Source organism: Burkholderia sp. FL-7-2-10-S1-D7, from assembly GCF_001524185.1.
GTDB classification, from domain to species: Bacteria; Pseudomonadota; Gammaproteobacteria; order Burkholderiales; family Burkholderiaceae; genus Burkholderia; species Burkholderia diffusa.
Genome location: NZ_LOWY01000011.1, coordinates 118,476 through 145,112 on the forward strand (window position 1 = coordinate 118,476; position 26,637 = coordinate 145,112).

Annotated in this window: 25 protein-coding genes and 1 pseudogene; 6 read left to right on the forward strand and 20 right to left on the reverse strand. The window is 67.0% G+C overall.

From position 1 onward, the window contains the following. Positions 1 to 74: 74 nt before the first annotated feature. The 7 genes from WS75_RS03310 to WS75_RS03340 all read right to left on the reverse strand — a co-directional run bounded on the left by WS75_RS03310 (position 75) and on the right by WS75_RS03340 (position 6,322). Positions 75 to 629: a carboxymuconolactone decarboxylase family protein gene (locus tag WS75_RS03310; RefSeq protein ID WP_059679148.1), complete on the reverse strand. Its 555-nt coding sequence runs from the start codon at positions 627 to 629 to the stop codon at positions 75 to 77. A 25-nt stretch (positions 630 to 654) separates the two neighbouring features. After that, on the reverse strand, positions 655 to 1,989 hold the full coding sequence (locus WS75_RS03315; protein WP_059679149.1) for an aspartate aminotransferase family protein: 1,335 nt from the start codon (positions 1,987 to 1,989) through the stop codon (positions 655 to 657). 15 nt (positions 1,990 to 2,004) lie between these two features. Continuing rightward, positions 2,005 to 3,054: a C45 family autoproteolytic acyltransferase/hydolase gene (locus tag WS75_RS03320; RefSeq protein ID WP_059679150.1), complete on the reverse strand. Its 1,050-nt coding sequence runs from the start codon at positions 3,052 to 3,054 to the stop codon at positions 2,005 to 2,007. A gap of 20 nt (positions 3,055 to 3,074) precedes the next feature. After that, entirely contained in the window at positions 3,075 to 3,803 is a 729-nt protein-coding gene (gene glnQ / locus WS75_RS03325) for a glutamine ABC transporter ATP-binding protein GlnQ (protein WP_059679151.1), read from the reverse strand. Beyond that, complete coding sequence (gene glnP / locus WS75_RS03330; protein ID WP_059607785.1) at positions 3,800 to 4,456, reverse strand: glutamine ABC transporter permease GlnP; 657 nt, start codon at positions 4,454 to 4,456, stop codon at positions 3,800 to 3,802. Before glnP ends, glnQ begins: the two co-directional genes overlap by 4 nt. A 67-nt stretch (positions 4,457 to 4,523) precedes the next feature. Beyond that, positions 4,524 to 5,276 carry a glutamine ABC transporter substrate-binding protein GlnH gene (glnH, locus tag WS75_RS03335; RefSeq protein WP_059679152.1) on the reverse strand — a complete coding sequence of 251 codons (753 nt, stop codon included), beginning with the start codon at positions 5,274 to 5,276 and terminating at the stop codon, positions 4,524 to 4,526. A 674-nt stretch (positions 5,277 to 5,950) separates the two neighbouring features. Next, positions 5,951 to 6,322, reverse strand: a complete 372-nt coding sequence (locus WS75_RS03340; RefSeq protein WP_059607783.1) for an MAPEG family protein — start codon at positions 6,320 to 6,322, stop codon at positions 5,951 to 5,953. 303 nt (positions 6,323 to 6,625) lie between these two features. Here WS75_RS03340 and alr point away from each other — a divergent pair, with 303 nt between their 5' ends. Beyond that, a complete protein-coding gene (alr, locus tag WS75_RS03345; RefSeq protein WP_059679153.1) occupies positions 6,626 to 7,747 on the forward strand; it encodes an alanine racemase in 1,122 nt (373 codons plus the stop codon). Between the two features lie 168 nt (positions 7,748 to 7,915). On the opposite strand, the gene WS75_RS03350 is transcribed toward alr, so the two are convergent. From WS75_RS03350 to WS75_RS03375, 6 genes are all read right to left on the reverse strand, one after another. Next, the gene (locus tag WS75_RS03350; RefSeq protein ID WP_059679154.1) at positions 7,916 to 8,710 is read right to left on the reverse strand and encodes an enoyl-CoA hydratase; all 795 of its coding nucleotides are present in this window, start codon (positions 8,708 to 8,710) and stop codon (positions 7,916 to 7,918) included. A 232-nt stretch (positions 8,711 to 8,942) separates the two neighbouring features. Then, positions 8,943 to 9,308 (reverse strand): response regulator, encoded by a 366-nt coding sequence (locus tag WS75_RS03355; protein ID WP_059607780.1) that lies wholly within the window; start codon positions 9,306 to 9,308, stop codon positions 8,943 to 8,945. Positions 9,309 to 9,349: 41 nt separating this feature from the next. Continuing rightward, complete coding sequence (locus tag WS75_RS03360) at positions 9,350 to 10,318, reverse strand: chemotaxis protein CheX (protein WP_059679155.1); 969 nt, start codon at positions 10,316 to 10,318, stop codon at positions 9,350 to 9,352. A 22-nt stretch (positions 10,319 to 10,340) separates the two neighbouring features. Continuing rightward, positions 10,341 to 10,925 carry a hypothetical protein gene (locus tag WS75_RS03365; RefSeq protein ID WP_059679156.1) on the reverse strand — a complete coding sequence of 195 codons (585 nt, stop codon included), beginning with the start codon at positions 10,923 to 10,925 and terminating at the stop codon, positions 10,341 to 10,343. Next, entirely contained in the window at positions 10,922 to 11,662 is a 741-nt protein-coding gene (locus WS75_RS34860; RefSeq protein ID WP_082729493.1) for a methyl-accepting chemotaxis protein, read from the reverse strand. Before WS75_RS34860 ends, WS75_RS03365 begins: the two co-directional genes overlap by 4 nt. A gap of 2 nt (positions 11,663 to 11,664) precedes the next feature. Next, on the reverse strand, positions 11,665 to 14,058 hold the full coding sequence (locus WS75_RS03375) for an MCP four helix bundle domain-containing protein (protein WP_059679157.1): 2,394 nt from the start codon (positions 14,056 to 14,058) through the stop codon (positions 11,665 to 11,667). A gap of 57 nt (positions 14,059 to 14,115) precedes the next feature. On the opposite strand from WS75_RS03375, the gene WS75_RS31400 reads away from it, so the two are divergent. Then, entirely contained in the window at positions 14,116 to 14,343 is a 228-nt protein-coding gene (locus WS75_RS31400; RefSeq protein ID WP_082729479.1) for a hypothetical protein, read from the forward strand. 169 nt (positions 14,344 to 14,512) lie between these two features. Next, positions 14,513 to 15,202 (forward strand): alpha/beta hydrolase, encoded by a 690-nt coding sequence (locus WS75_RS03380; RefSeq protein WP_059679158.1) that lies wholly within the window; start codon positions 14,513 to 14,515, stop codon positions 15,200 to 15,202. Positions 15,203 to 15,235: 33 nt separating this feature from the next. Here the strand turns inward: WS75_RS03380 and WS75_RS03385 are convergent, their stop codons facing one another. Both WS75_RS03385 and aspA read right to left on the reverse strand, forming a co-directional pair. Continuing rightward, on the reverse strand, positions 15,236 to 16,741 hold the full coding sequence (locus WS75_RS03385; RefSeq protein WP_059679159.1) for an amino acid permease: 1,506 nt from the start codon (positions 16,739 to 16,741) through the stop codon (positions 15,236 to 15,238). A 113-nt stretch (positions 16,742 to 16,854) separates the two neighbouring features. Beyond that, entirely contained in the window at positions 16,855 to 18,261 is a 1,407-nt protein-coding gene (gene aspA / locus WS75_RS03390) for an aspartate ammonia-lyase (RefSeq protein ID WP_059679160.1), read from the reverse strand. Positions 18,262 to 18,415: 154 nt separating this feature from the next. On the opposite strand from aspA, the gene WS75_RS03395 reads away from it, so the two are divergent. Further along, positions 18,416 to 19,390, forward strand: coding sequence for a LysR family transcriptional regulator (locus WS75_RS03395; RefSeq protein ID WP_059679161.1), 975 nt, complete (start codon positions 18,416 to 18,418; stop codon positions 19,388 to 19,390). A gap of 81 nt (positions 19,391 to 19,471) precedes the next feature. On the opposite strand, the gene WS75_RS03400 is transcribed toward WS75_RS03395, so the two are convergent. Further along, entirely contained in the window at positions 19,472 to 20,536 is a 1,065-nt protein-coding gene (locus tag WS75_RS03400) for an asparaginase (protein WP_059679162.1), read from the reverse strand. 323 nt (positions 20,537 to 20,859) lie between these two features. On the opposite strand from WS75_RS03400, the gene WS75_RS03405 reads away from it, so the two are divergent. Continuing rightward, a complete protein-coding gene (locus WS75_RS03405; RefSeq protein ID WP_059679163.1) occupies positions 20,860 to 23,097 on the forward strand; it encodes a TonB-dependent receptor in 2,238 nt (745 codons plus the stop codon). Between the two features lie 45 nt (positions 23,098 to 23,142). Here the strand turns inward: WS75_RS03405 and WS75_RS31405 are convergent. The 4 genes and pseudogenes from WS75_RS31405 to WS75_RS03420 form a co-directional block, all read right to left on the reverse strand. Further along, positions 23,143 to 23,277, reverse strand: a pseudogene (locus WS75_RS31405) (aldehyde dehydrogenase family protein); the annotation flags it as partial. 12 nt (positions 23,278 to 23,289) lie between these two features. Beyond that, positions 23,290 to 24,312: a DUF2891 domain-containing protein gene (locus WS75_RS03410; protein WP_059679289.1), complete on the reverse strand. Its 1,023-nt coding sequence runs from the start codon at positions 24,310 to 24,312 to the stop codon at positions 23,290 to 23,292. A gap of 55 nt (positions 24,313 to 24,367) precedes the next feature. Next, positions 24,368 to 25,318 carry a DUF979 domain-containing protein gene (locus WS75_RS03415; protein ID WP_059679164.1) on the reverse strand — a complete coding sequence of 317 codons (951 nt, stop codon included), beginning with the start codon at positions 25,316 to 25,318 and terminating at the stop codon, positions 24,368 to 24,370. Further along, positions 25,315 to 26,004: a DUF969 domain-containing protein gene (locus tag WS75_RS03420; protein ID WP_059679165.1), complete on the reverse strand. Its 690-nt coding sequence runs from the start codon at positions 26,002 to 26,004 to the stop codon at positions 25,315 to 25,317. The genes WS75_RS03415 and WS75_RS03420 overlap by 4 nt, the downstream gene beginning before the upstream one ends. A 337-nt stretch (positions 26,005 to 26,341) precedes the next feature. On the opposite strand from WS75_RS03420, the gene WS75_RS03425 reads away from it, so the two are divergent. Beyond that, positions 26,342 to 26,566: a hypothetical protein gene (locus tag WS75_RS03425; protein ID WP_039357299.1), complete on the forward strand. Its 225-nt coding sequence runs from the start codon at positions 26,342 to 26,344 to the stop codon at positions 26,564 to 26,566. The last annotated feature ends 71 nt before the right edge of the window (positions 26,567 to 26,637 follow it).

Here is a 26,637-nt window from a genome sequence, read left to right on the forward strand (position 1 = left end):
CCCATGCAGACCGGCTTTTCGACGCAATCGGAACGCGCACGCGGCAGGCTGCCGACGCACGCGCAAGCGTGCGATTACTCCGGAAACGGCAGATCAGTTTGTCCGTCCGCGCGCATACCGAACGTGTTGAGCGTCATCGCCACGAGCGCGTAATAGCCGAGCAGCGCGACGAGGTTCACGACGGTCTCGTGGCCGAAACGCGCCTGCGCGCGCGCGAACGTCGCATCGCTCACGCGCCGCGTGTCATACAGCTCGGTCGCGAACGCATGGATCAGCGCATCGTCGTCCGATTCGAACGCCGGCTCGACGCCCCGGCGGATCGCGTCGGCCGTGGCGGCCGGCACACCGGCATCGAGCGCGATCGGATGATGGATGTGCCACTCGGCCTGCGAGCGCCAACGCGCGGCCGTCACGAGAATCGCGAGCTCCGACAGGCGCAACGGCAAACCCGTGCGATAGCGGCAGAATGCGCCGAGCCGCTGCGCGTGCTGCGCGAGTTCGGGACTCGCGATCCAGCCGAGGAACGGCCCGTTCAGGTTGCCGCGCGGGCCGCTGAGAATGTCGGCGAGCACGGCCTTCTGCTCGTCGGTGGCCGATGCGGGATCGAAGGGAGGCAGTCTGTCGGTCATGGTGAGGATTGAGTGAGGTCGTGGTTCACGCGCCGGCCGAGGCGAGCGCGGCATCGATCGCGCCGGACAGCCGTTCGACGATCGTGTCGATCTGCTGCGCGGTGCAGACGAACGGCGGTGCGATCAGGATGTGATCGCCGTGCACGCCGTCGATCGTGCCGCCCATCGGATACACCATCAGGCCGCGCTGCATCGCCTCGCGCTTGACCGCCGCATGCAGCTTAAGCGCGGGATCGAACGTCGCCTTGCTGTCGCGATCGCGCACGAGCTCGACGCCGACGAACAGCCCGCGGCCGCGCACGTCGCCGACATGCGGATGCGCGCCGTAATGCTCGCGCAGCGACGCACGCAGTTGCTCGCCGCGCACCTTCACGTTGTCGAGCAGCTTATCTTCGGCGATCACGCGCTGCACCTCGAGCGCGGCCGCGCAGGCCGTTGCGTGACCGAGATACGTGTGGCCGTGCTGGAAGAAACCCGATCCGTCGACGATCGTCCGGTAGATGCGATCGCTCACCAGCGTCGCGCCGATTGGCTGGTACCCTGCGCCGAGCCCTTTCGCGATCGTCAGCAGGTCGGGCGCGACGCCATCTTCGTCGCATGCGAACAGGTATCCGGTGCGCCCCATCCCCGACATGATTTCGTCGAGGATCAACAGCACGCCGTACTTGTCGCACACCGCGCGAATCTTCTTCAGGTAGGTGCGTACCGGCGGCACCGCGCCGGCCGTCGCGCCGACCACCGTTTCCGCGACGAATGCCGCGACGTTTTCCGCACCGAGTTCGACGATCTTCTGCTCCAGCTCGTCAGCCAGGCGCTCCGCATAGGCTTCGTCGGTTTCGCCCGCGTGCTGGTCGCGATACGCATAGCACGGGCTCACGTGATGGGCTTCGATCAGCAGCGGCAGGAACGGCTCGCGCCGCCATGCGTTGCCGCCGATCGCGAGCGCGCCGAGCGTGTTGCCGTGATAGCTCTGGCGACGTGCGATGAAATGGCGGCGCTGCGGCTCGCCCTTCTCGACGAAATACTGGCGCGCGAGCTTCAATGCGGCTTCGATCGCCTCGGAGCCGCCCGACACGAAATACACGTGTTCGAGACCGGCCGGCGCGGCCTCGACGAGCCGGTCGGCCAGCTCTTCCGCCACGTCGGTCGTGAAGAACGACGTATGCGCGTACGGCAGTTGCTGCACCTGCCGCTTGATCGCGTCGATCACGCGCTGGTTGCTGTGGCCGAGGCACGATACAGCCGCGCCGCCGCACGCGTCGATGTAGCGTTTGCCGGTCGAATCGATGATCTCGATGCCGTCGCCTGCGACGGCGACGGGCAAGGTGGCGCGTGGAGCGCGATGAAAAACGGTCGTCATGCGTTGCCTCATGGATCAGGACGCGCTGCGCGCGTGCGCGGTCGGCACGATGCGCGTCGCGAAACGCTGCGTGCCGTGCTGGTGAATGGCGAAGTCGATCGCGGTGTCGCGAATCGCGAATACGGCGGTCGCCAGCGTGTTTTCATGGTCGGGGTCGGCCGGATCGTCGCGATAGATCGGCAGCCCTTGCGGTGCGCGGTCGCCGAGCACGCGCAGCAGCGCGGCTTCGTCGATCGCGTCGATGCCCGGCGTCAGCACATCGACACGCCGCTGACGATCACCGGACGATTGCGTGACGATCTGCGCTTCGCCCTCGCATCCCGGATGCACGAGATGGTTCGCATGACCGGCAAGACGCGCAACGTCGACGACCGAACAGCGCGCGACGCTCGCCTCGATGCTCAGGAGCCTCGTATCGCCGGTTGCGCCGAGCGTGTGGTGAAAGCCGCTTGCGCGCGCATGCGTGCGCAGCACGTCGGCGGCCGCATCGAGCGACGTCGCGTCGAGCACGGCGCGCGCGAGGATCATCCGCGGCACGCCGGCCGCCGGCGTGCGGATCCGCAAGTTGTTGATCGCCTGCGCGATGCCGGCGCGGTTCGCGGCGAACGTATGCCCGGGCAGCGAGCCCGGGTAATAGAAACTGATGAAGCCCGGCTTGCCCTGCGGCTGCACGTCGACCAGCAGACAGCGCTCGCGCAGGTACGGATCGCCGTCCTCGTTGTGCGCGATCCAGCGCGTGCCGTGCGCGTCGCGTCCGGCGAGCGTCGTGCAGCCGTCCGGCGCGTGATGGATCAGTTCGCCGCGGCAGTTCCACAGAAAGATGTCTTCGGCCGGCCAGCCGACGCCTGCCGCGATCCCGTCCAGCTCCGCGACGAGTTCCGGGTACGCGGCCAGTGCGGCCTGCCGCAGCGCGGCCACGAACGGATGGCCGCGCCAGCGGCGCACGGCCTGCCATGCGCTGCTCTGCTGCATGTACGCATCGAACACGGGGCGGGCAAGCTCGCCGAGGCGCACGCCGATGTCGAACGGCGCGCCGGCGATGACGGGAGAAAGGGAAAGCGGCATGTCGGATGGTTCGGTTTCGTTCAGGACACGTGTTTCAGGAATTCCTTCAGGCGCGGCGTCGGCGGCCGGTCGATCAGGTCGACCGGATGGCCGTCCTCGGCGATGCCGCCCTGATCCATGAACAGCAACCGCGTGCCGACCCGCTTCGCGAAGCCGATCTCGTGCGTGACGACGATCATCGTCATCCCTTCGTTCGCGAGATCCTGCATCACTTTCAGCACTTCGTGGCGCAATTCCGGATCGAGCGCCGACGTCGGCTCGTCGAACAGCATCAGCCGCGGCCGGATCGCGAGCGCGCGCGCGATCGCGACGCGCTGCTGCTGGCCGCCCGACAGCTCCGACGGGTAATGATTCGCGCGCGATTCGAGGCCGACCTTGTCGAGCAGCGCCATCGCCTGGTCCCGCGCATCGGCACGCGATGCGCCGCGTACCTGGATCGGCCCGAACATCACGTTCTCGAGCGCGGTCATCTGCGGAAACAGGTTGAACTGCTGGAACACCATGCCCGCTTCGAGCCGGATGTTGCGGATCGTCGACGCGTTGCCGCGCACGCTCTGGCCGTCGACCAGCAGCTCGCCGCCGGTGATCTTCTCGAGCGCGTTGATACAGCGCAGCATCGTCGACTTGCCCGAGCCCGACGGACCGATCACGACGACCACCTCGCCCGCATCGATCTTCAGGTCGATATGCTTGAGCACCGGCACATGGCCGAAGCTCTTCGACACGTTCTGGAATTCGATCATGCTCATAAGATCCGCATCCTCTTTTCGACGAGCCGAAGCGTCAGCGTCATCGCGCCGGTCAGCAGCAGGTAGATGACAGCCACTGCGGTCCAGATCTCGACCGCCTGGAAATTGCCGGCAATGATTTCCTGCCCCTTGCGCGTCAATTCGCCGACGCCGATGACGATGAACAGCGACGTGTCCTTGAGGCTCACGATGCACTGGTTGCCGAGCGGCGGAATCAGGCGCCGGAACGCGAGCGGCCCAACCACCTTCAGCAGCACGCGCGGCATCGACAGGCCCATCGCGAGCCCCGCTTCCGTCAGCCCCTTCGGGATCGACAGCAGCGCGCCGCGCACCACTTCCGCGAGATACGCGCCCGAATTCACCGTGATCGCGATGATCGCGGCCGTCAGGCCGTCGATCCGGATATGCGCGAGCAGCGGCAACGCGAAGTACAGGAACATCACCTGCACGACGATCGGCGTGCCGCGGATCAATTCAATATAAACCTGTGCGAGCACGTTCATCGCCTTCGGTCCGTATGCGCGGAACATGCCCGCGATCATCCCGACGACGAATCCGCCCACCAGCCCGAAAAATGCGATGAACACCGTCAGCCGGACCCCGTCCATCAGGTCCGGCAACGCCGCCCAGATCGCAGACCAATCGAAATTCACGTGTCGCTCCCCGTCCGATTCAAGACCGGCGCGGCCACCTGCGCCGCGCCATGCTGTGCCGTCACGCTCACATCTTCGGCGGCTCGGCGCCGAACCACTTCTTGTAGATCTGCGCGTAGCGGCCGTCGGCCCGGATCTTCACGAGCGACGCGTTGACCTTCGGCACGAGCGCGCTGCCCTTCGGGAAACCGATCCCGTACTTGTCGCCGCTGACCGGCTGGCCCGCGACCTTCACCTTGCCCTTGCCCTCGTTGTTCACGAAGAACAGCACGTTCGGCGTGTCGTGCATCGCCGCGTCGACGCGGCCGGCCTCGAGCGCGAGGTACGCCTGGTCGATGTTCGGGAACTGGCGGATCTCCTTCGGCTTCAGGTGCGCCTTGATCCAGTCGATCGTCGCGGTGCCCGTCTTCGCGGCGATCACCTTGCCGTTCAGGTCGTCGATCGACTTGATCGTCGTGTTGTCCGTCTGCACCATCGCCGCCAGGCCGCTGTCGTAGTACGGCGCGGAGAAGTCGATCGCCTTCTTCCGCTCTTCCTTGATGGTCATTCCCGACAGCGCGACGTCGATGTTCTGCGTCTGCAGCGCCGGGATCAGACCGGCGAAATCCATCGGCTGGATCGTGTATTTCCAGCCTTGGTCCTTTGCGATCTCCGCCCACAAGTCGAGATCGAAGCCGACGTACTTGTCGCCCTGCTTGAACTCGAACGGCATGAACGACGTATCGGTCCCGACGACGAGCGTCCTGGTATCCGCGTGCGCGATGCTGGCGCCGAGCGCGGCAACCACCGCGACGGCTTTCAGGAAGGAACGGCGACTCATGACTTTTCTCCGCATGGTTGAGCGAGGTAACCGGCCGGCTGGCCGGGGAACGACGACATCAAGCCGCACCGCAACATGCGATGTTGAATTAAACATTAGTGCAACAAGTGTTGTCAACACGGATACTACGACAACAAAAAAATACTCAACAGGAAAATGCGTTGAGAGAAACCCGAACCGGACGGACGGGATTGATCGGAGGAAAGGTGTGCGCGGACGGGCGTGCGGCAGCCGTGGCGGGAATGTGCTGCGGGATTGCGCCACGCGGCGAGGGTGCAATGGTGTGGAAGCGGGAAACGTGCGGCGCGGCCGTCCGCCTCGGCGAGTGGACGTGTCGCCGTGCCGGCTCGCGCGCGACGACAACGATGGTGTGCGCCGCCGCATGATCGGACGGGCGCACGCCCGGTCATTCGGCGCGACCGGAGGGCCCCATGCGCACCGGCACCGCGGCGATCGTGATGCCGGCCACCGCTGGCGAGGCTCAACGAACGGCGTGTACCGCCACCGTCACCGGCTCCTTCGCGAGCGCGCGCAGGCACCGCGACGGCCAACCTGCCGTTCCCGCTCGCGAAGATCGTTGCGCCCGCATCCAACGACCGTCACGCGCGCGGCGCGGGCGGTGCGTAGCGAGCCCGCGCGCCAGGCCCGCGCGGGCGCCCCCGTTCATCCTCGCGTCACGGCGCGGCAAAGAACAGCGCGACGACGCAGGCCATCCCCGCGAACCACACGAGCGAGCGCAGCGACGCCCAGTTCAGCAGGTACATCAGCGCATAGACGACGCGAATCGCGACGAACCCCATCGCGAGCTGGTCGACGTGATGCGCATTCGCGCCGTTGTGCCACGCGACGACCAATGCGGCCGTAAACAGCGCCAGCGCTTCCCAGGCATTCTGGTGCGCGGCCTGCGCCCGCGCGCGCCAGCCTTCGAGCCTCGCCAGGTACTCGCGCGGCGCGTGGTTGTCGTAGCCTTTGCGAGCCTTGGCCAGGAACGTCATCGGGAACGGCAACAGCGCCACGATGAACAGGCAAATCTGGGACGTCGTCATCAAAGTCTCCTCCTTTATGATTACATTGATCAATGACAGGGTCGCGCAGAGCTTAGCATTGCGTCGAACTGTTCGCGCACCGGTTTTCTAGACGGGAGCCTCAGCAAGGCAGCCTGCCGAAGGCTGTGGCGGCATGGATCTGGTGCCACAATTTCCACCAAATCGCCGATAAAAACGTTAATTAAAACTGGTCGAACACCAATAAGATAGCGCTCACCACTGGCTTGGCGTGTTGCCGCGCCAGCCTGCTTACCCGCGCCGCGCCACTGCGCGCGCCGAACGACTTTCGAACCGAGCCCGCCCATGCCCCGTCCCATCGTCGCCCATATCCGTCCCGACGCCGTCCGCCACAACCTCGACTTCATCCGCCGCACCGCCGCGCAATCGCGCGTGTGGGCCGTGGTCAAGGCCAACGCATACGGTCACGGGATCGAGCGGATCTATCCGGGCCTCGCGGCCGCCGACGGCATCGCGCTGCTCGATCTCGACGAAGCCGTGCGCGTGCGGGAGCTCGGCTGGGACAAGCCGGTGCTGCTGCTCGAAGGGATCTTCGAGCCGGCCGACGTCGAACTGGCCGATCGCCACCGGCTGACGGTGGCCGTGCACTGCGACGCGCAGCTCGACCTGCTGATTGCCGCGAAGCCGCGGCAGCCCATCGACATCCAGTTGAAGATGAACTCCGGGATGAACCGGCTCGGCTACCGGCCCGACGCATTCCGCGCCGCGTGGGAACGCGCGGCGGCCGCGCCGTCGATCGGCAAGATCACGCTGATGATGCATTTCGCGAACGCCGACGAAGGCGAAGTCGACTGGCAGCTCGAGCAGTTCGATGCGGCCACCGCAGGGATTCCGGGCGAGCGCTCGACATCGAATTCGGCGGCCGTGCTGTGGCATCCGCGCGCGCATCGCGACTGGGTGCGGCCGGGCACGATCCTGTACGGCGCGTCGCCGACCGGCGCGGCGCGGCACATCGCCGACACGCCGCTGATCGCCGCGATGACGCTGACGAGCAAGATCATCGGTGTGCAGACGCTCGCGCCGGAGGAAACGGTCGGTTACGGGCGTCGCTTCAAGGCAGACCAGCCGATGCGGATCGGCGTCGTCGCATGCGGCTACGCGGACGGCTATCCGCGCCACGCGCCGACCGGCACGCCGATCGCGGTGGACGGCGTGATGACGCGCGTCGTCGGCCGCGTGTCGATGGACATGCTGACCGTCGACCTGACGCCGTGCCCGAACGCGGGCATCGGCTCGAGCGTCGAGCTGTGGGGCGATCAGGTGAAGGTCGACGACGTCGCGGAAGCCAGCGGCACGATCGGCTACGAGCTGATGTGCGCACTCGCGCTCCGCGTGCCGGTCGTGACCGTGCCGCTCGGCGCGTCGGCGGTGCAGCCGGCGCTGCGCACGGGCAGCCACGGGCGTTGATCGACGCCGATGCTGCGGCGCACTAGCGCGCCGCCGCGCGTGCCGCCTCACATGCGGGCCGCCTCGGGCGGCCCGTTTGCGTTGCGGCGGACGGGAAACCCGCGCCGAAAAAAACGCGCTGGTTACGGCGCTTCCGCGCCGCTTGACAGGCACATCCGCGGCGTGCGCCTACGAACGCCACACCGGCTCGCGCTTCTCCAGGAACGCATCGATGCCCTCGCCGGCATCCTCCTCCATCATGTTGCGCGCCATCACGTCGCCCGCAAACGCGTACGCGTCGTCGAGCGGCAGTTCGCGCTGCCGGTAGAACATCTGCTTGCCGTAGCGCACGGCCGCCGGGCTCTTCGCGACGATCTCCGCGACCTTGCGCGCGACGGCCGCGTCGAGCGCGTCCTCGGGCACGGCCTCGTTGACGAGCCCCCAGGCAGCAGCCGTCGCCGCATCGACGAAACGCCCGGTGACAAGCATGTCGAACGCGCGCTTCGCCGACACGTTGCGGCTCAATGCGACGGCAGGCGTCGAACAGAACAGCCCGACGTTGATTCCGGAGACCGCGAAGCGCGCGGTGTCGGCTGCGACGGCGAGATCGCACGCGGCGACGAGCTGGCAGCCGGCAGCCGTCGCGATGCCGTGCACGCGTGCGATCACCGGCACCGGCAATGCCCGCATCGCGAGCATCACGCGGCTGCATTGCGCGAACAGCGCGCGGTAGTAATCGAGTTCGGGCCTGGCGCGCATCTCCCGCAGGTCGTGGCCCGCGCAGAACGCCTTGCCCGCCGCGGCGAGCACGACGCAACGCACGTGCGGATCGGCAGCCAGCGAATCGAACGCGTCCTGCAGGCTCGCGAGCATCGCCTCCGACAACGCGTTGAACTGTTGCGGCCGGTTCAGCCGCAGCGTGACGACGCCGTCGCGCACGTCGCGCAACAGGATCGGCTCGGGTGTTTCGTGACGGGATTCCATGATGCTCCGCTCGACGGGGTTCGATCGAGCGCGAACCGATAGCACGGGCGGCACACGCCCGGATTCGCGATCGACATGATCACGAATCGTCCTCCACATTGCGCGCGGCGTCCAGCGGAGCCGCCCGGCCGGCCGGCGAAGCCGGCTCGCACGCCGTCTCCCCGCGAAGCGAAGGCCGCGCCGGCTGCCCGTTGATCGCCGCGCAACGGCGACGCATCGCCCGCGTGCGGGCTCAGCCCGCGAGCTTCTTCAGCGCGTCGAGCACCGCGTCGCCCTTGAACGGCTTCACGATCCAGCCCTTCACGCCGGCGGCCTTGCCCCGCTCCTTCATCGCCGGACTGCTTTCGGTCGTCAGCATCACGATGTTGACCGACGTGTTCGCCAGTTCGCCGCGGATCTTCTCGACCATCGTCAGGCCGTCCATGTTCGGCATGTTCACGTCGCTGATCACGAGGCGCACGCCGGGCGTCGCCTTGAGCTTCGCAAGCCCGTCCTTGCCGTCCACCGCCGTCGCGACGTCGAGCCCGTGATTGCGCAGGAAACCCGCGACTTCGTCGCGCACCGTGCCCGAATCGTCAACCACCAGAATCTTTGCCATCGTCTTTCCCTTTCGTTGTTGCCGACTTCAACAGTCGAAATTCAAAACAGTTCGAGTTCGCCCGACTCGACCATCGGCCCGACGTCCTGCACCAATTCGCGGAAATCCTCAGGCGACCAGCTCAGGCTGAACACGAAGCGCTGGTCGAGCCGCACCGACCGCCCCGAGGCGGGATCGGTCATCTGGTACTTGAAGCAGAGTTGCGGACAGTCGCCGCCGAACGAAATGAACTTCTGCTTGTGATTGACGACGAGCGGAACCTGCACCGGATGGCGCGCAAGCGCCTCGGCGTCGCCGAGATAGCGGTTCTTGAACGCGCCCCACACGAGATTGGTCAACTCGCCGAGCATGCTGTTCACGTCGCGGAAATCGGGTGCCCGGCCGTCGTCCCGAGTGCCGCCGATCATGTCGAGCAGCGGCTGCTCGCTCGTCTGCAGCAACATGTAGCCGCGGCACCACGCGCTTTCCAGCGCGATCAGGCTGAACACCTCGCCGAAGATGATCTGGTCGCGCACGATGCACGGCCTGTCGCACTCGATCGTCATGCCCGGAAACAGGCTGTCGAGCCGCGCCTCCGTGATCTCCGCGATGCCGCGCACGAGCGCATTCGGGTAGTCGCGTCCGAACAGGTATTCGTCGATCGCGCGCTTGAGCGGTGTCAGGTCGTCGGCGACGTAGGCCGCGCATGCAACGCGCGCGAGCGCATCGGGCAGCGCGTCGCGCGACGCGTCCGCTGCATCCGACGTGCGGCGCAGGATGATCGGCAGCTCGGGCCGCAGCGCATCGATCTGCGTCGCGATGATCGCGCTCTCGGCCGGCGAGCCGCCGTAGTCCTCGGCGAGCAGGATCGCGCCGAGATCGATGTTCGAGCGCAGCACCTTGAGCAGCCGGTTGCGCCGCACGGTCAGGCCGACCAGGTTGTGCTCGTCGCAAAAGCGCTTGATCGTCGCCGCATGCGCGCGGCTGTCGTCGAGCACGAGCACCTTGCTGACGGGTTGGTCTACGGTCATCTCACGAAATCCTCTGAATCGGTCAAAACAGTTCGAGCTCGCCGCCCGTGTCCACGCTCGCCGTTTCCGGCACGTGGAAATCGACCGGCGCGTTCGCGCACACGCACAGCGTCGCGCCGATCCGCACGTCGCCGTCGAGCGTCACGTCGTATGCGGCCACGTGATCGGGGTTCAGCGCCAGCAGGTAGTCGACGCTCGCGCCGCTCAGCAGGTAAGGCGTCGACATGCCGAGATCGGGGAACGGAGCGGTCAGCGCCTGGTTGATCGCGCCGCAGCACAGGTTCGCGACTTCCATGAACGCTTCGGTCAGCGGCCGCTGCGTGCTCGCGCCCGACGCTGCCGCGGCGAAATGGCGGCGCGTCGCATCGTCGTCGCGAAAGCGCAGCGCGAGCAGCAGCCGGAAGTGCAGCGCCGAGATCGTCAGCACGGCAACGTGCTCGGCGAGCTTCGGCGTCGCGCGCGACTTCGCGCGTGACGGATCATGCGACGCGTCGTGCGCATCGCCGGCGGCCGGCCGGATCTCGCACGCACCGCCGGACGCGAGCCGCGTGCGCGCCGCGTCGAAGAAGATCCGTTCGAAGCCGGCCCGGGCCTGCGCACTGATCACGCCGCCGCTCCTTCCAGCCGCGCGTGCAACTGCCCGGCCAGCGTCTCGAGCGTCGCGAGCGCGGCCATGATCATCTTGCCGCCGGCCTGGATGTCCTGGAACGTCGCGGCCGTGACGAGATCGTTGCGATTCAGGCTGTCGCGATAGCTGTTCGACAGTTGCTGCGAACGCGCGGCGAGCCCGCGCACCTCGCTCGCCACGATCGAGAAGCCGCGCCCTGCCGCGCCGGCGCGCGCGGCCTCGATCGACGCGTTCAGCGACACGATCGACACGTGCGCGACGATCGCCGACAGCTCCTGGTTCTTCGTGCGCATGTCCTGGTTCTGCGTGGTCAGCGAGATCATCTGCTCGTGCCAGCGCTCGAACGTGCCGGCCAGCCCGCGCAGTCGCGCGGCTTCGTCGGCGAGCTTCGTCGCCTGCTGCGACAGTACGGCCCGCTCGGCCGCGAGCGCCTGGAGCGCGTCGCGCTGCTCGCCGGTACCGGCCGCCTCGCGCGCCAGCGTTTGCTCGAGCTCCGCTTCGCGGCGTGCCCATGCGTCGGCCGCCTCGGCATGCGCCGCCCGTGCTTCAGCGGCACGCGCGTCGGCTGCGCCGAGCGCATCGCGCAATGCGTCCGCTTCGCGCGTCATCGCGGCAACGAGCCGCGCGCGCGCGATGCGGCTCACGATCGCGGCGATCACCGCGACAGCCAGGCCGCCCGCCAGCGCGGCGCCGACCGGAATCATCCACGCTTGCACGATCACTCCGTTGCGTCGACGTTCGCGATGCCGGTGCGGGCCGGCTGCCCCACGTCCTGCACCGCACCACTGTCCGCCGCGAAACGTGCCGGCAGCGACACGATCGTCTCGAACGCGCGATATGGCGAGCCCGTACGATCGTCGGTGAAGCGCAGCGCGATGTCGCCGCCGTCGCGCTTCAGGAAGTTGCGCACCGCGTCCATCCCGACGCCGCGCCCCGACACTTCGGTCACCGCACGCGCGGTCGAGAACCCCGGACGGAAGATCAGCTCAGCCACCGCCTCATCGGTCAGCGCGGCTTCGTTGCCGGCGTCGATCCAGCCGCGCTCGCGCGCGATCCCGCGAATCCGGTCGAGCGCGAGGCCGCGGCCATCGTCGCCGAGCACGAAACGCAACGTGTCATTCTCGACATCGACCGCGATGTCGATCTTGCCGGCCGGCGCCTTGCCGGCGGCGCGCCGCTCTTCCGACGTTTCGATCCCGTGGTCGATCGCGTTGCGCAGCAGATGCATGAACACGTTCTTCAGCGTCGCGCCGATCTCGCTGCGCACGCGATGGCCGTTGCTGTCGATATGCACGACGGGCGCCGGCTTGCCGAGTTCGGCCGCGAGCGACGGCAGCGATTCGATCACGCCGCCCAGCGCATCGCCGATGCCCTGCGTGCCGAACTGGCTCAGCAGGCGGCGCACCGAATCGCGCGCCGCGTGCCAGTCGCTTGCGTTCGCCAGATCGGCGCCGTCGAGCATGCGCAGGCTCTCGCTGATGTGCGCGCGCTCGACCATCAGGTAGTCGGCACCGCCGTGCTGCACCGCTTCGCCCTGGCGGCCGAGCGTGACCGCGTTGATCGTCGCGTAATGCTCGACCGCCTCGCGCACGCGGGCCAGGTCGTCCATCAGCGCATCGCGGTTCCACTCGGGGCCGCCGTCCGCGTGGCGCAGCGATTCGTACGCCTGCTCCGCCTCATGCACGATGTTGGTCAGATGCTGCAGGCTGTACGTGCGCGCATTGCCCTTGATCGTGTGCATGTTGCGGAACAGCGCGGCGACGATCGAGTGATCCGCGCGTTCGTGCTGGCGGATCATCCGCTCGTTCTCGCTGAGGAAACCCTTCGCGCTGTGCACGAAGTCGTGGAACTTGTCCTGGCTGATCGACAGAATCTCGCCGATCATCTCGAGCCGGCGCTGCTGCTCGCCGGCCTGCGCGGTCAGCTCGCGGATCTCGGTCACGTCGCGCACGCACAGCATCAGCCGCACGACCGTGTCGGTCTCGTCGGTGATCGCCGACCAGCTCAGGTCGAGCCATTTCTCGCGGCCGTCCGGCATCCGCTTCGCGACTTCGTTGACGAGCAGGTGCTCGTTGAACGCGAAGTTCATGCTGTCCTCGCCGAGGCACGCATGCACGGCCGCGTCGACCTGCGAACGCGCGTCCGAGCCGATGCTCGAATCGTCGAACACGAGCGCCATCAGGTCGCGGCCCGCGATGTCGCTCGTCTCGAAGATGGTCTCGAGGTATGCCGAATACTCCGCATGCACGACGCCGCCTTCGACGACGGTCAGGATCCCTTGCTGCATGTTCTGCAGCATCGCCTGGATGTCGGCCGTCTTCTGCTTCAGTTGCGCGGCGTTCTCCTGGATCTTCTCGATCATCCCGTTGAACGCGACGATCGAATGACCAATCTCGTCCATGCGGCCCACCGGCACCCGGCGCGTGAAGTCCTGGCTCGTCGCGATCTCGCTCATCGCCGTCTGCATCCCGATCAGCGGGCGCGTGATCTGGCGATACAGCACGAAGCCGAGCGCGGTCAGCAGCACGACCACCGTGCCCGCGACGCCCGCGATCGCGGTCGCCGTCGTCGACAGCATGCCGTTCAGCGCGCGGATCGCGTCGTCCTTCTGGCGGTTCTTCTCGACGCGCAGCGTGTCGACGATGCTTTCGAGCTCGTCGCGATACTGCGCGACGTTCGCGAACAGGTACGCCTGCGCCATCTCGGGCTTGCCGTCGGCTTTCATCTTCACGGTGTCGCCGATCGCCGCGAAGTAGTTCGCCGCGCTGTCCTTCGCCTGCTCGACGAGTCCTTGTTGCGCCTGCCCGACCGCCGATTTCGCCTGTGCGTCGAGCGCGGCGCGCAGCGCGGCCTGCTTCGCCTTCAGCTCGTCGCCCGCCTGCGCGGCGGTGTTCGCGTCGGGCGCATACACCAGCGTCATCGTCGCGATCTGGATGTTCTTCACGTCGGCGACGAGATCCGCCGACGCGAGCGCGCTCGGCACGATTCCCTGGGTAACCTGACGCACCTCGGACGCGCTCTTGCGTGTCTGGTACACGGCGTACACGCCGATCGCGGACAGCGCGAAAAACGTCAGGACGACTAGCAGCGTAATGCGATGACGAATGGTCATGAGTACAGCTCCCCGCAGCAATCCGACTTCGATCGCCTTCTGGCCTATTGAAAGAATGTGAGCGCCGAATTATCGGGGATGGTGTATGACCGTCCGATGACTGAAAATCAATCGGTCATTGAAAAAATCGCAATGAATAATTGTGGCGAGAAATTCCTAAAGTTTTTCTCGAATCGACCGTTAACCTCTGGTCTTAACGACCCGGCGGGTCTTCCTGGCAGCCTCGATAAATCGAATCCGGATATTCATCCTTTTATTTGCGATCCGGCAATTCGATCCGGTTGAATACCGGTAAAACGTTTGCGCATTATCGACGAATCGAATCGGTTAAGCACCTTCTGCTGCGCGGCAGCCGATTCATTCCTACCAGGAAACAATCAATCGCCATCCGGCGATTCACCTCTTCGGCCGCGCGTTCTAGACTGTCGGATCACTTCCCCACCGGACCCTTGCAATGACCGACGTCCTGCCGCTGACCACCGACTCCGAATCCGGCCTCCAGTACCTGCTGCGCCCGGCCGCCGGCCGCCCGGCGGCCCGCCTGTTGCTGCTGCACGGCGTCGGCGGGAACGAAACCAACCTGCTGAACCTGTCCGGCACGATCGACCCGCGCATCGAAATCGCGTTCGTGCGCGGCCCGCTGACGTTCGGCCCGAACCAGCACGCGTGGTTTCCGGTGCGCTTCGGCCCGAACGGCCCCGAGATCGATGCGGCCCGCGCGGATGCGAGCCGCGTGCAGCTGATCGCGCTGCTGCGCGCGTTGCGCGCGCGGGGCACCGACGACGAACACGCCGCACTGCCCACCGTGATCGCCGGCTTCAGCCAGGGCGGCATCATGAGCGCGAGTGTCGCGCTCACGTCGCCGGCCGACGTCGCGGCGCTCGCGGTGCTGTGCGGCCGCATCCTGCCGGAGATCGATCCGCTGATCGCATCGCGCGATGCGTTGAGCGCGCTCCACGCGCTGGTGATGCATGGCCGCTTCGACGACAAGCTGCCGGTCGCGTGGGCCGAAACCGCCGACGCGAAGCTGACGGCGCTCGGCGTCGCGCACGACACGCGCCTCTACGACGCCGGCCACGAACTCACGGCGGAGATGGCCGGCGACTTCGGCCGCTGGGTCGGCGCACGCACCGGATCGAACTGAGCGCGCGGGCGGTCGACCCGCCCGTGCGTCTCGTCAGACGTTGCTCGCCGGATCAACGCCGAGCGGCGCGCCGGCGGCATGGGCAGCCGCCGCTTCCCGCGCGGCCCCGCGCTTCGCCAGCTTCCAGCCGACCACGAGCGCGAGCACGACGACCGGGATCATCCCGACGGTCCACGTGCCGCCCGGGTAATCGAACGCCATCATCACCAGCACGCTGACCAGGAACCCGAGCGTGAGCCACGACGTGAACGGCGCGCCGGGCATCCGGAACGACACGGGGCTCAGCTCGCCACGATTGACCGCGCGGCGGAACAGGATCTGGCACATCACGATGAAGCCCCAGGTCGTGATGATCCCGAGCGACGCCATGTTCAGCACGATCTCGAACGCCTGCGCCGGCACGATGTAGTTCAGCGGCACGCCGATCGCATTGACCGCGACCGTGACGAGGATCCCGCCGTACGGCACGCCGCGCGCGTTCATCCGCGACACGAAGCGCGGCGCCGAGCCGCCCATTGCCAGCGAACGCAGCACGCGCCCGGTCGAATAGAGGCCGGAGTTCAGGCTCGAGAGCGCGGCGGTCAGCACCACGACGTTCATCACCGTGCCGACGTACGGCACGCCGAGCTTGCTGAAGAACGTAACGAACGGGCTTTCGTGCGCGCTGTACGCGGTCCACGGCAGCAGCATCGTCAGCAGCACGACCGAGCCGACGTAGAACAGCGCGATGCGCCACATCACGCTGTTGATCGCCTTCGGCAGCACCTTGCGCGCATCGGCGGTCTCGCCCGCCGCGACGCCGACGAGCTCGATGCTCGCATACGCGAACACGACGCCCTGCACGATCAGCACGGCCGGCAAGATGCCATGCGGAAAGATCCCGCCGTGGTCCGCGATCAGGTGCAGGCCCGGCATCTGCCCGGCGACCGGATGACCGCTCGCGAGAAACACGGCGCCGATCGCGAGGAACAGCGCGAGCGTTCCGACCTTGACGATCGAGAACCAGAACTCCATCTCGCCGAACACCTTCACGCCGATCATGTTCATCACCGACACGATCCCCAGCGCGCCGAGCGCGAACACCCATTGCGGCACGTCGGTGAACACGGCCCAGTACTTCATGTAGATCGCGACCGCGGTGATGTCGACGATGCCGGTGGTCGCCCAGTTCAGGTAGTACATCCAGCCCGCGACGAACGACGCGCGCTCGCCCATGAACTCCCGCGCGTACGACACGAACGAACCGCTGGTCGGCCGGTGCATCACGAGCTCGCCGAGCGCGCGCATGATCAGGAACGCGAACACGCCGCACACGAGATACACGACCGCGAGCGCGGGCCCCGCGCTCTGCAGGCGGCCGCCCGCGCCGAGAAAGAGGCCAGTGCCGATCGCACCGCCCATCGCGATCATCTGCACGTGTCGCGGCTTCAACTTCTGCTCGTAGCCGGACTCGTGGGACGCGAACATCGCATCGCGGTCGGCATGACGGGGATCGGCGCCGCCGGCCGGGTCGACCGGGCGCTCGCTGGCTTGCTTCATGGTATGTCTCCGTTTCTTGATGTGTGTTGATGTGTCGCGCCCGTCGGCAGGACGCTGCGGGAACGGCCGCGCGCGGCCCGCCGGCGGCATGCGCCGGGGCCGCACGGCCGGAATCAGTACGTGCGCGGGCGGATCAGCGCTTCGGGCTGCAACGCTTCGTCCAGTTGTGCGGCGGTCATCAGCTGGTGATCCAGCACGACCTCGCGGATCGACTTGCCGCTCTCGTGTGCTTCGGCGGCCACGGCCGTCGCGCGCTTGTAGCCGATGTACGGGTTCAGCGCGGTCGCGAGCGCGACCGAGCGCTCCATCGTTTCGCGCAGCCGTTCGGGGTTCGCGGTGATGCCGCTCACGCAGCGGCCCGCGAGCGTCGTGCACGCGGCCGTCAGGTGGCTGAAGCTGCTGAACAGCGCGCTCGCGATCACCGGCTCGAACGCGTTGAGCTGGAGCTGTCCGGCCTCGGCCGCGAAGGTCACCGTCAGGTCGTTGCCGAACACCTCGAACGCGACCTGGTTCACGACTTCCGGAATCACCGGGTTCACCTTGCCCGGCATGATCGACGAGCCGGCCTGCACCGGCGGCAGGTTGATTTCGCCGAACCCCGCGCGCGGGCCGCTCGACAGCAGCCGCAGGTCGTTGCAGATCTTCGACAGCTTGACCGCGATCCGCTTCAGCACGCCGGAGATCTGCACGAACGCGCCGCAGTCCTGCGTCGCCTCGATCAGGTTCGCGGCGGTGCTCAGGTCCAGGCCGGTGATGCGCCGCAACGCGGCCAGCGCCTTCTCCGCGTACTGCGGATGCGCGGTGATGCCGGTGCCGATTGCAGTCGCGCCGAGATTGATCTCGCGCATCAGCCTGCCGGCTTCCTGCAGGCGCGCGATGTCTTCCGTCACCATCACCGCGTAGGTCGAGAATTCCTGGCCGAGCGTCATCGGCACGGCGTCCTGCAGTTGCGTGCGGCCGAGCTTCAGGAGGCCCGAGAACGCGTCGGCCTTCTCCGCGAACGCATCGCGCAGGCGCGCCATCGCGTGGAGCAGATGCTCGACCGCGAAGCAGGTCGCGATCCGGATCGCGGTCGGATAGACGTCGTTCGTGCTCTGAGCGAGATTGACGTGCTCGTTGGGATGCAGGTATTCGTACTGCCCGCGTGCATGCCCCATGATTTCGAGCGCGCGGTTGCAGATCACCTCGTTGGCGTTCATGTTGGTCGACGTGCCGGCCCCACCCTGGATGATGTCGACCACGAACTGATCGTGCAGCCGGCCTTCGCGGATCTCGACACAGGCGGCGGCGATCGCGTCACGATACGCGTCCGGCAGCAGCCCGAGCTCGCAGTTCGCATCGGCCGCGGCTTCCTTCACCGCCGCGAGCGCCATGACGAGGTACGGCAGCGACGCGATCGTGCGCCCCGAAATATTGAAGTTCTCCTTCGCGCGCAGCGTATGGACGCCGTAGTACGCCGAATCGGGAATGCTTCGTTTCCCTAAAAGATCTGCCTCGATGCGGAAGCCGTTTTCCGTCATGGTGCCCCTCCTGAATTGTCTCTGCCGTCGCGGAAAACCGGCTGCGTTCACCGCTTCCCCGTGCGACGGGATCGCATTCTATGCCTTTGCATAAAGAACCTCGCTTCTGTATTATCGAAAGCGGTTTTGCGTGGGACGCAACAGCGAGAGACGAATGAAAACAACGGCGAGAGACACCGGCATCGATCACCTCGGCGCGATGCGCGCGTTCGTGCGGGTCGTCGAAATGGGAAGTTTTTCCGCGGTCGCGAAGGAGATGCACGTGTCGACGTCGACGGTCGCGCGCAAGATCACGGCGATCGAGGACGCCCTCGGCGTCGCGCTATTGCATCGCTCGACGCACAGCGTGACGCTGACCGAGGCCGGCCACATCTACCTGGAACGCGCGGTCACGCTGATCGCCGATCTCGACGACACGCTGCGCGTCGTCGCCGAGCTCAATTCGCAGCCGAGCGGCCCGCTGAAGCTCACCGCACCGGTTGCGTTCGGTCGCCGTCATCTCGCACCGCTGATCGCACCGTTTCTCGCGCGCTACCCGACGATCCAGCTCGACGTGCGGCTCACCGACAACCACAACGACCTCGTCGCCGGCGGCTACGACCTCGACATTCACGAAGGCGAGAACTACCTGGACAACCTGGTCGTGCACCGGCTGTCGCGCAACGACAGCATCCTGTGCGCGACGCCCGGCTACCTCGATCGCTGCGGGCGCCCCGCGACGCCGGACGACCTGCAGCATCACAACTGCCTGCGCTACGTGCACCCCGAGGGCGATCCGCGCTGGGAGCTCGTGCGCGGCAATGCACGGCACAGCGTGCTGCCGGCCGGCAACCTCGTCACCGATCATTCGGAACTGCTGCTGGACGCGACCTGCTCGGGCCTCGGCATCGCCGAATTCGAGATCTGGCTGGTGCGCGACCTGCTCGCGAGCGGCCGGCTCGAAGCCGTGCTGCCGCGCTACCGGCTGCAGAACAAGCTCACGGGCGACTACATCTACATCGCATATCTGGCGAACCGGCGCAGCTCGGCAAAGCTGCGCGTGCTGAAGGAATTCCTCGCGGAGCATCTCGCGCACATCGGCGAGCTGTCGGAGGTCGAGCTGACGAAGATTCGCGACGCGGGCGCGTAGCGGCTGCCGTCGCGCGGGCCGGCAAGCCAGCACCGATGCCGCGCGCACGTTGGGCACGCGGCATCGGCACGACCGCCCCCGTCAGGCCGGCTGCAGTTCGAACGGGAACGTCGCGTGCCCGATCTCGACGCCCTGCGTGTTCAGCATCCGCGGCCGGTGGAACGCGGCGAGCCTCGCGCGCTGCGCGTCCGTGCCGATCCGCAGCCGTTCGAGCAGTTCGCTGACCATCATGTACAGCACGTCGATGTTGCCGTCCCCGATCTTCACCGAGATGCCGAGCGCGCCGTCGGCGCCGAGTTCCCGCGTGCGCGCCGATGCGCGTACGCCGATCCCGTAGCACGCATCCGCGCCGAGCTTGCCGACGACCTGCCCTTCGAAGGCCTCCATCAGCACCGTGCAGTAGCGCCCTTCTCCGGCGACCAGCTCGGGATGGCCCGTCATCGCATGATGAATGCGCGCCAGCGCGCGCACGCGATCGGTCGTCGCCGCGCCGCCGGCTTCAACCTTGTCCGCACCGTCTGCCAGCGAGGCATAAAGACGCGCGAGGCGATCGAGCGGGAATGCCGGCGTCGGCAGGTTGCAGCCGTCGATCGCCCAGTCGACCTCGTCGTCGGGCAGGCCGCACGCATCGGCGACCACCTGCTTCACACGCATCTGCATCGGATGCGCCGGCAGATGGTAGTCGGCAATCGCGGCGCCGATCGCCCGCGCGCCGGCCAGCATCCCGACGTGCTTGCCCGAGCAGTTGCTGCACACGCCGGTCGGCGTGTAGTCGCGCTTGATCCACGACCGGTACACCGCGTCCGACAACGGCGCATGGCCGCCGCACCGCAAATCCGACTCCTGCGCGTCGACCTTCGCCAGCATCGCCCGCGTGCGCGCGATGTGCCGCTCCTCGCTGCTGTGCGATGCGCACATCAGCGCGATGTCCGCTTCGTCGAAGCCGAACCGCTCGGGCGCGCCCGTCTCGATCACGGACAGCGCCTGGGCCGGCTTCGCTGCCGAGCGCGCGAGCGTCATCCGGAACGGATCGCCGAGCCGGAACAGCAGCCTGCCGCCGGCATCCACCACCGCCACATCGGCGACGTGCGTGTTCTCGATCGCATTGCCGCGGTACGTCACGACCGCAGCGCGTTGAGTGTCCATCTGTTCTGTCTCCTTCGTCGGGGCCTGATTGCCGGGGCCCGTGCAACCGGTACGGCAGTGTATCGACTCTGCCGCCGGGTCGAGCCGGACGCCCCGTGGAAAGCGGTATTGCGTCGGATGCAAAGCCGTCGCGCCTGCCACGCAAGCCTGACAGGTTCAATACAACGACCATTCGATTGTTTACATATCTCACTATAATTCGTACAATTGCGATCGCTAACGCGAATCATTTGCATTTACATTGACGTTTTCCGATGTCGCGGGCCTGCCCGCCGGCATCGCGACGACGCATCCGATCACCGATACTTCCGCTGCCTCTCGCCATGCCTGCCCAGTTCAAGACGAGGCCCCGTGCCCTCGTGTCAGCACTGACCTGCTCCGTTTTCCTGACGCCGCTGCTCGCTTCCGCCGAAACCGCTCCCGCACCCGACTCCCCTGCCGCCCAGCCGGCCGCCGCCGATACGTCGGCGACGCTGCCGACGATCGCGGTCCAGTCGTCCGCGCTGTCGGACATGCAGGTGAAGCGCTCGCCGTCGTACAAGTTCACCGCGCCGCTGCTCGACACGCCGCGCTCGGTCACGGTGATCCCCGAACAGCTGATCAAGGAAAAGAACGTCACGTCGTTCGCGGATGCGCTGCGTTCGGTGCCGGGCATCACGTTCCTCGGCGGCGACGCCGCCGCGAACCCGTCGGCCGATCGTCCGGTGATCCGCGGCTTCGAATCGCGCAACTCGATCTTCGTCGACGGGATGCGCGACTCGGGGCTGCAGAACCGCGAGACCTTCGCGGTCGAGCAGATCAGCGTGATCAAGGGCCCCGATTCGGTCTATGCGGGCCGCGGTTCGGTGGGCGGCAGCATCGACATCGTCACGAAGACGCCGAAGAACGACGACTTCATCAACAGCAGCATCGGTTTCGGCACCGACGGCTACAAGCGCGCGACGGTCGACGCGAACCGCAAGATCAACGACACGACGGCCGTGCGCCTGAACGTGATGGGCCACGACGCGAACCAGGCCGGCCGCAACGACGTGTACAACAAGCGCTGGGGCGTCGCGCCGTCGATCGTGTTCGGGCTGAACACGCCGACCACGGTCACGGTCAGCTACTACCACATGAACTCGTACGACATGCCGGATTTCAGCGTGCCGTTCCGTTCGACGGGCGGCACGCCGGTGCCGACCGATCGCGGGCAGTTCTTCGGGCTGAACACGCGCGACTACCGCTACGGGCAGACCGACACCGCCGAAGTGCGCGTCGAGCACAAGATCAACGAAGACTGGAAGCTGAAGAACACGACGATGTTCGGGCGCTCGACGCTCGACTACGTCGCGACGAATCCGCAGATCCTCGCGTCGAACCCGAACATGCTCGCGCTGCAGGCGAAGAGCGGCAAGTACGCGCTCAACGGCTTCTCGAACCAGACCGAAGTGACCGGCAGCGCCAGCCTGTTCGGCATGAAGCACACGATGACGGCCGGCGTGGAGTTCAGCCACGAACAGGCGCGCTACGAGGGCTACCTCGTGTCGGATTCGGCCGGCAACAACATCCGCTCGGGCGGCCCGTGCTCGGTGGCCGGCAACTGCACGCCGCTCGCAGGCGGCTGGAACCCGAACATGCCGTGGACCGGCAGCATCGTGCTGAACGGCGACAAGAGCTTCCCCGGCCCGACGACGAACACGCGCACCGACACGGTGTCCGCGTACATCTTCGATACCGTGAAGCTGTCCGAGCGCTGGCAGTTCAACACCGGGCTGCGCTTCGACCGCTACGACACAACCGGCAAGCAGGCCGGCGTGGCCGACCTGTCGAACACGTCGAACCTGTTCAGCTACCAGTTCGGCCTCGTGTTCAAGCCGGTGACCAACGTGAGCCTGTATGCGTCGTACGGCACGTCGTCGAACCCGCCGGGGTCGAACGGCGGCCTCGGCGGCGGCACCGACCAGATCACCGCGACGAACCAGGATCTCGCCCCCGAGCGCTCGCGCAACATCGAGATCGGCGCGAAGTGGGACGTGCTGCAGGACCAGCTGTCGCTGACGTCGGCGCTGTTCCAGACCGAGAAGACCAATGCGCGCGTCAGCGACGGCCTTGGTCACACGGTCAACGCCGGCAAGCAACGCGTGCGCGGTTTCGAATTCGGCTTCGCGGGCAACCTGACACGGAAGTGGCACGTGTTCGGCGGCTACTCGTACCTGAACGCGATCACGACCGACGCGGGCCCCGGCAGCCCGGGCGCATCGGGCCTGCCGATGGTGATGGTGCCGAAGCACAACTTCACGCTGTGGACCAGCTACGACGTGATGCCGAAGCTCACGCTCGGCGCCGGTGCGACGGTGATGAGCCAGACCTACGCGTCGGTATCCGCGACGACGAAGAAATGGACGCCCGGCTACGCGCGCTTCGACGCGGCCGCGACGTGGCGCGTGAACAAGACGATGGACGTGCAGCTCAACGTGCAGAACCTGTTCGACAAGAAGTATTACGCGAGCGCGTATCCGATCTACGCGACGTGGGCGCCGGGCCGTTCGGCGATGGTCACGCTCAACTTCTATCAGTAACGCCATTGACGGCGGGAGGGCGTGGCACGCCCCTCCCCGCCTCGCTCACCACGGCAGCGAATACGTCTTCACGTTCGTGAAGCGCTTCATCGCTTCCTGCACGCCTTCCTTGTACCCAAGCCCCGAATCCTTCACGCCGCCGAACGGCGTCGGTTCGAGCCGGTAGCCCGGCGCCTCGCGGGGTTTCGCGCGCTACGCCTCCAGCGCGAGCACCGCGAACGTCGCGAGCCAGTGCTCGCCCATGTAGTCGCCGGCCACGTGCGCGAGCGCGCTCGCGAGATGCCGGTCGGCCGCATCGAGCAGCTTCGCGCGTCGCGCATCGCCTTCCGGCAGCGCGCCGGCGAGCGAACGCTGGCACCACGCGCGGCTCAGGTTCAGCCCGTCGAGGTGCGCGATCTTGCCGTCGCTGCGATCGCTGACCGTTGCCGGCTCGAACAGCGTCGCCGGCTCGCCGCGCGCAAGATCGGGCAGGAAACGCGCGAACCAGCCGTCGAATTCGGCGGCCGGCAACACGCGCCGCATCAGCTCGGCTTCCATCAGCGCCGGCGACAGGAATTCGTCACCCGACGGCTCCCACGCCTGGCATGCGACGTCGTTCAGGTGCCAGCGCTTCGCGGTATCGACGATCAGCGCCGCAAGCCCGTCGCGCTGCGTGGCGCGCGCGAAGTCGAGTGCGAGCGCCAGCGCGAACGCGGTGTTGAAGTGCGTGCCGACGCGCAGCGGATAGGTCGCCTTCGGCAGGAAGGTTTCGAAGCGCGCCACGAACAGGTCGGTGAGCGGCGCCATCGTCTTCGCCCAGCGCGCGGCCTGCGGCAGCGCGCCCTTCAGCGCGAGCCGCTCGAGCTGCGCGGCGAGCGCGAGCAGCCACGCCCAGCCGTACGGCCGCTCGAAGCCGGCGTTGTGCGGCAGCGCGAGATACGCGCGCTCGCCGGCGACGTTCGCATCGGTGAAGTGCGCATCGACGATCGCGATGATGCGTTCGGCCTCGGGCAACGCCGGATAGCGTTCGAGCATGCGCAGCACGAGCCAGTAGCCGTGCACGCACGAGTGCCAGTCGTAGCTGCCGTAGAAGATCGGGTGCAGCGCGCGCGGCCCCTGCACGTCGTGCGGCCCTTCGAGCGAATGCGTGAGCTTGTTCGGGTATTCGCGGGTCAGGTGCGCGAGTGCGAGCGACGCGAATGTCGAGGCGAGTTCGGGTGTGAGTCGGTCAGTCATGAGCATCTCGTCCATCGGGTCAAAAGCGGAGTCGGAAGCGGACTCGGAAGCGGAGTCAAAAGCGGAAAGCGAACGCGTACATCAGCAGCGTGTTCACGGCCAGCAGCAGCACGGCCGTCGGCCATTGCGCCTTGATCACGCCGTTCTTGTCCTTCAGCTCGAGCAGCGCCGCGGGCACGATGTTGAAGTTCGCGGCCATCGGCGTCATCAGCGTACCGCAGAAGCCGCTCAGCATCCCGATCGCGCCGACGATCGCCGGGTTGCCGTGAAACTGGTGGACGATCAGCGGCAGGCCGATACCGGCCGTCATCACCGGGAACGCGGCAAAGCCGTTGCCCATGATCATCGTGAACAACGCCATGCCGACCGTGTAGGCCGCGACCACCGCGAACGGCGAATCGATCGGCACCCACTCCTTCACGAGCCCCGACACCATGCCGCCGACGCCCGCGACCGCGAACAACGCGCCGAGCGCCGCGAGCATCTGTGGCAGGATCGCGGCCCAGCCGACCGCGTCCATCGTGTGGCGCGCCTCCTTCACAGCATGCACCGGCGAATCGCGCAGCATCGCGAGCGCGACGGCGAACGCGACGAGCGTGCCGAGTACGAGCGAGATCAGCGTCACGCTCTTCTGGTCGACGAACGGCACGCGCTTCAGCGCGAACGTGCCGATCAGCGTGACGACCGGAATCAGCAGCGCGGGCAGGAACAACTTGTTGCCGAAACGCTGTGCGAGCGTCTCGCGCCGCATGGCCGCGGCCTCCCCGGCTTCGTCGGACTTGCCGCGCCCGAGCTTGCCCGAGCCGGCAATGACCGCGAGCGCGATCGCGAGGCAACCCGTCACGAAATGCGGCAGCAGCGCACCGAACAGGAACGTGAGCGCGTAGATCGCCCAGAACGCGAAATTGACGACGCGGCGCGGGTTCGTGCGATCGGTCAGGTTGAAGCATGCAAATGCGGCGAACATCAGCCCGGCGAGCGTGTACAGCGATTCGAGGCCGATCATCGCGCGCCCTCCTGCGCCAGCAGGCCGCAGCCGCGCGCCAGCCGGCGGTCGAGCAGCGCGAGGCGCGCGCAGTGGATCAGCAGCGCGGCGATCGCGGTCGGAATCGCCCACACCGACAGGTGCAGCGGCTCGATGGCGATCCCGTTCTGCTCGAGAAAGCCCTTGATCAGCAGGATCGACTGGATCGCGATGAAGATGTCCTCGCCGAAGAACACGGCGACGTTGTCGGCGGCCGACGCGTGGGCGCGGATCTGCTGGCGCACCGACTCCGGCAGCTCGCCGTGCCGGTTGACGGCGGCGGCCTCGGCCATCGGCGCGATCAGCGGCCGCACCATCTGCGCATGGCCGCCGAGCGACGTGAGGCCGAGTGCGGCCGTCGCCTGGCGCAGCACGAAGTACAGCATCAGCACGCGGCCCGTGGTGGCCGCCTGCACGCGCGAGATCATCCGCTTCGCCTGCTCCTTGAGCCCGTTGCGCTCGAGCAGCGCGATCACCGGCAGCGTCAGCCAGATCAGCCCCATGTAGCGGTTTTCGGTGAACGCCTTGCCGAACGCGCTGACGATGTCGACGAGATTCAGCCCGCCCGCCAGCCCCGTCGCGAGCCCCGCGATCGTGACCACCAGCAGCGCATTGAAGCGCAGCGCGAAACCGATCACGACGATCGGCACCCCAATCAGCACCAGCATTGCCCCTCCTTGTGATGGATGCGCGGCGCCGTGAAGGCGCGCCGCCAGCCCGGTTTCGACCGGGTTCAGGCGGCAAAATCTAACACGAGACTTTATCGATAAAAAGTCGACAATTTGCGGCTTGGGGTAAACGTTGAAATCAACGCCACGTTGCGTCGCCCGTGTGTCCGCGGTGTTTCGGCGGAACGATTCGCGGCGGGCGGCGGGCGCCGGCAACGCGCGCGCTGCGCGCACGATTCCGGCCGACGTGCGGGGACGGCCCGCGCCCCGCCGCGCATGGCGGAGCGTCGGTGCGACGACTACACTGGAAGGCATCGCAACGTTCGGGAGAGCCGCCATGATTGACGTATTCCAGACCATCGGCAGCCGCGCGTTCTCCGCTCATCTGGCGAAGGACGGGATGGTGACGCTGATGGAACAACGCCATGAAGTCGATCGCGTGACGCTCGCGACCGCCTATGCCGCGCTCGTCGAGGAATCGGAGCAGGAAGCCGACCTGCTCGACGCAACGGTCGAAGGGATGATGCGCGCGCTGATCCAGGGGTACGCGCGCAGCCATTGAACGACTGAACGCGCACCGGGCGCGGTGTGCCGGCCTGCTCGGCCGGCTCGCCGGTGCCTGCGCGTGCGCCC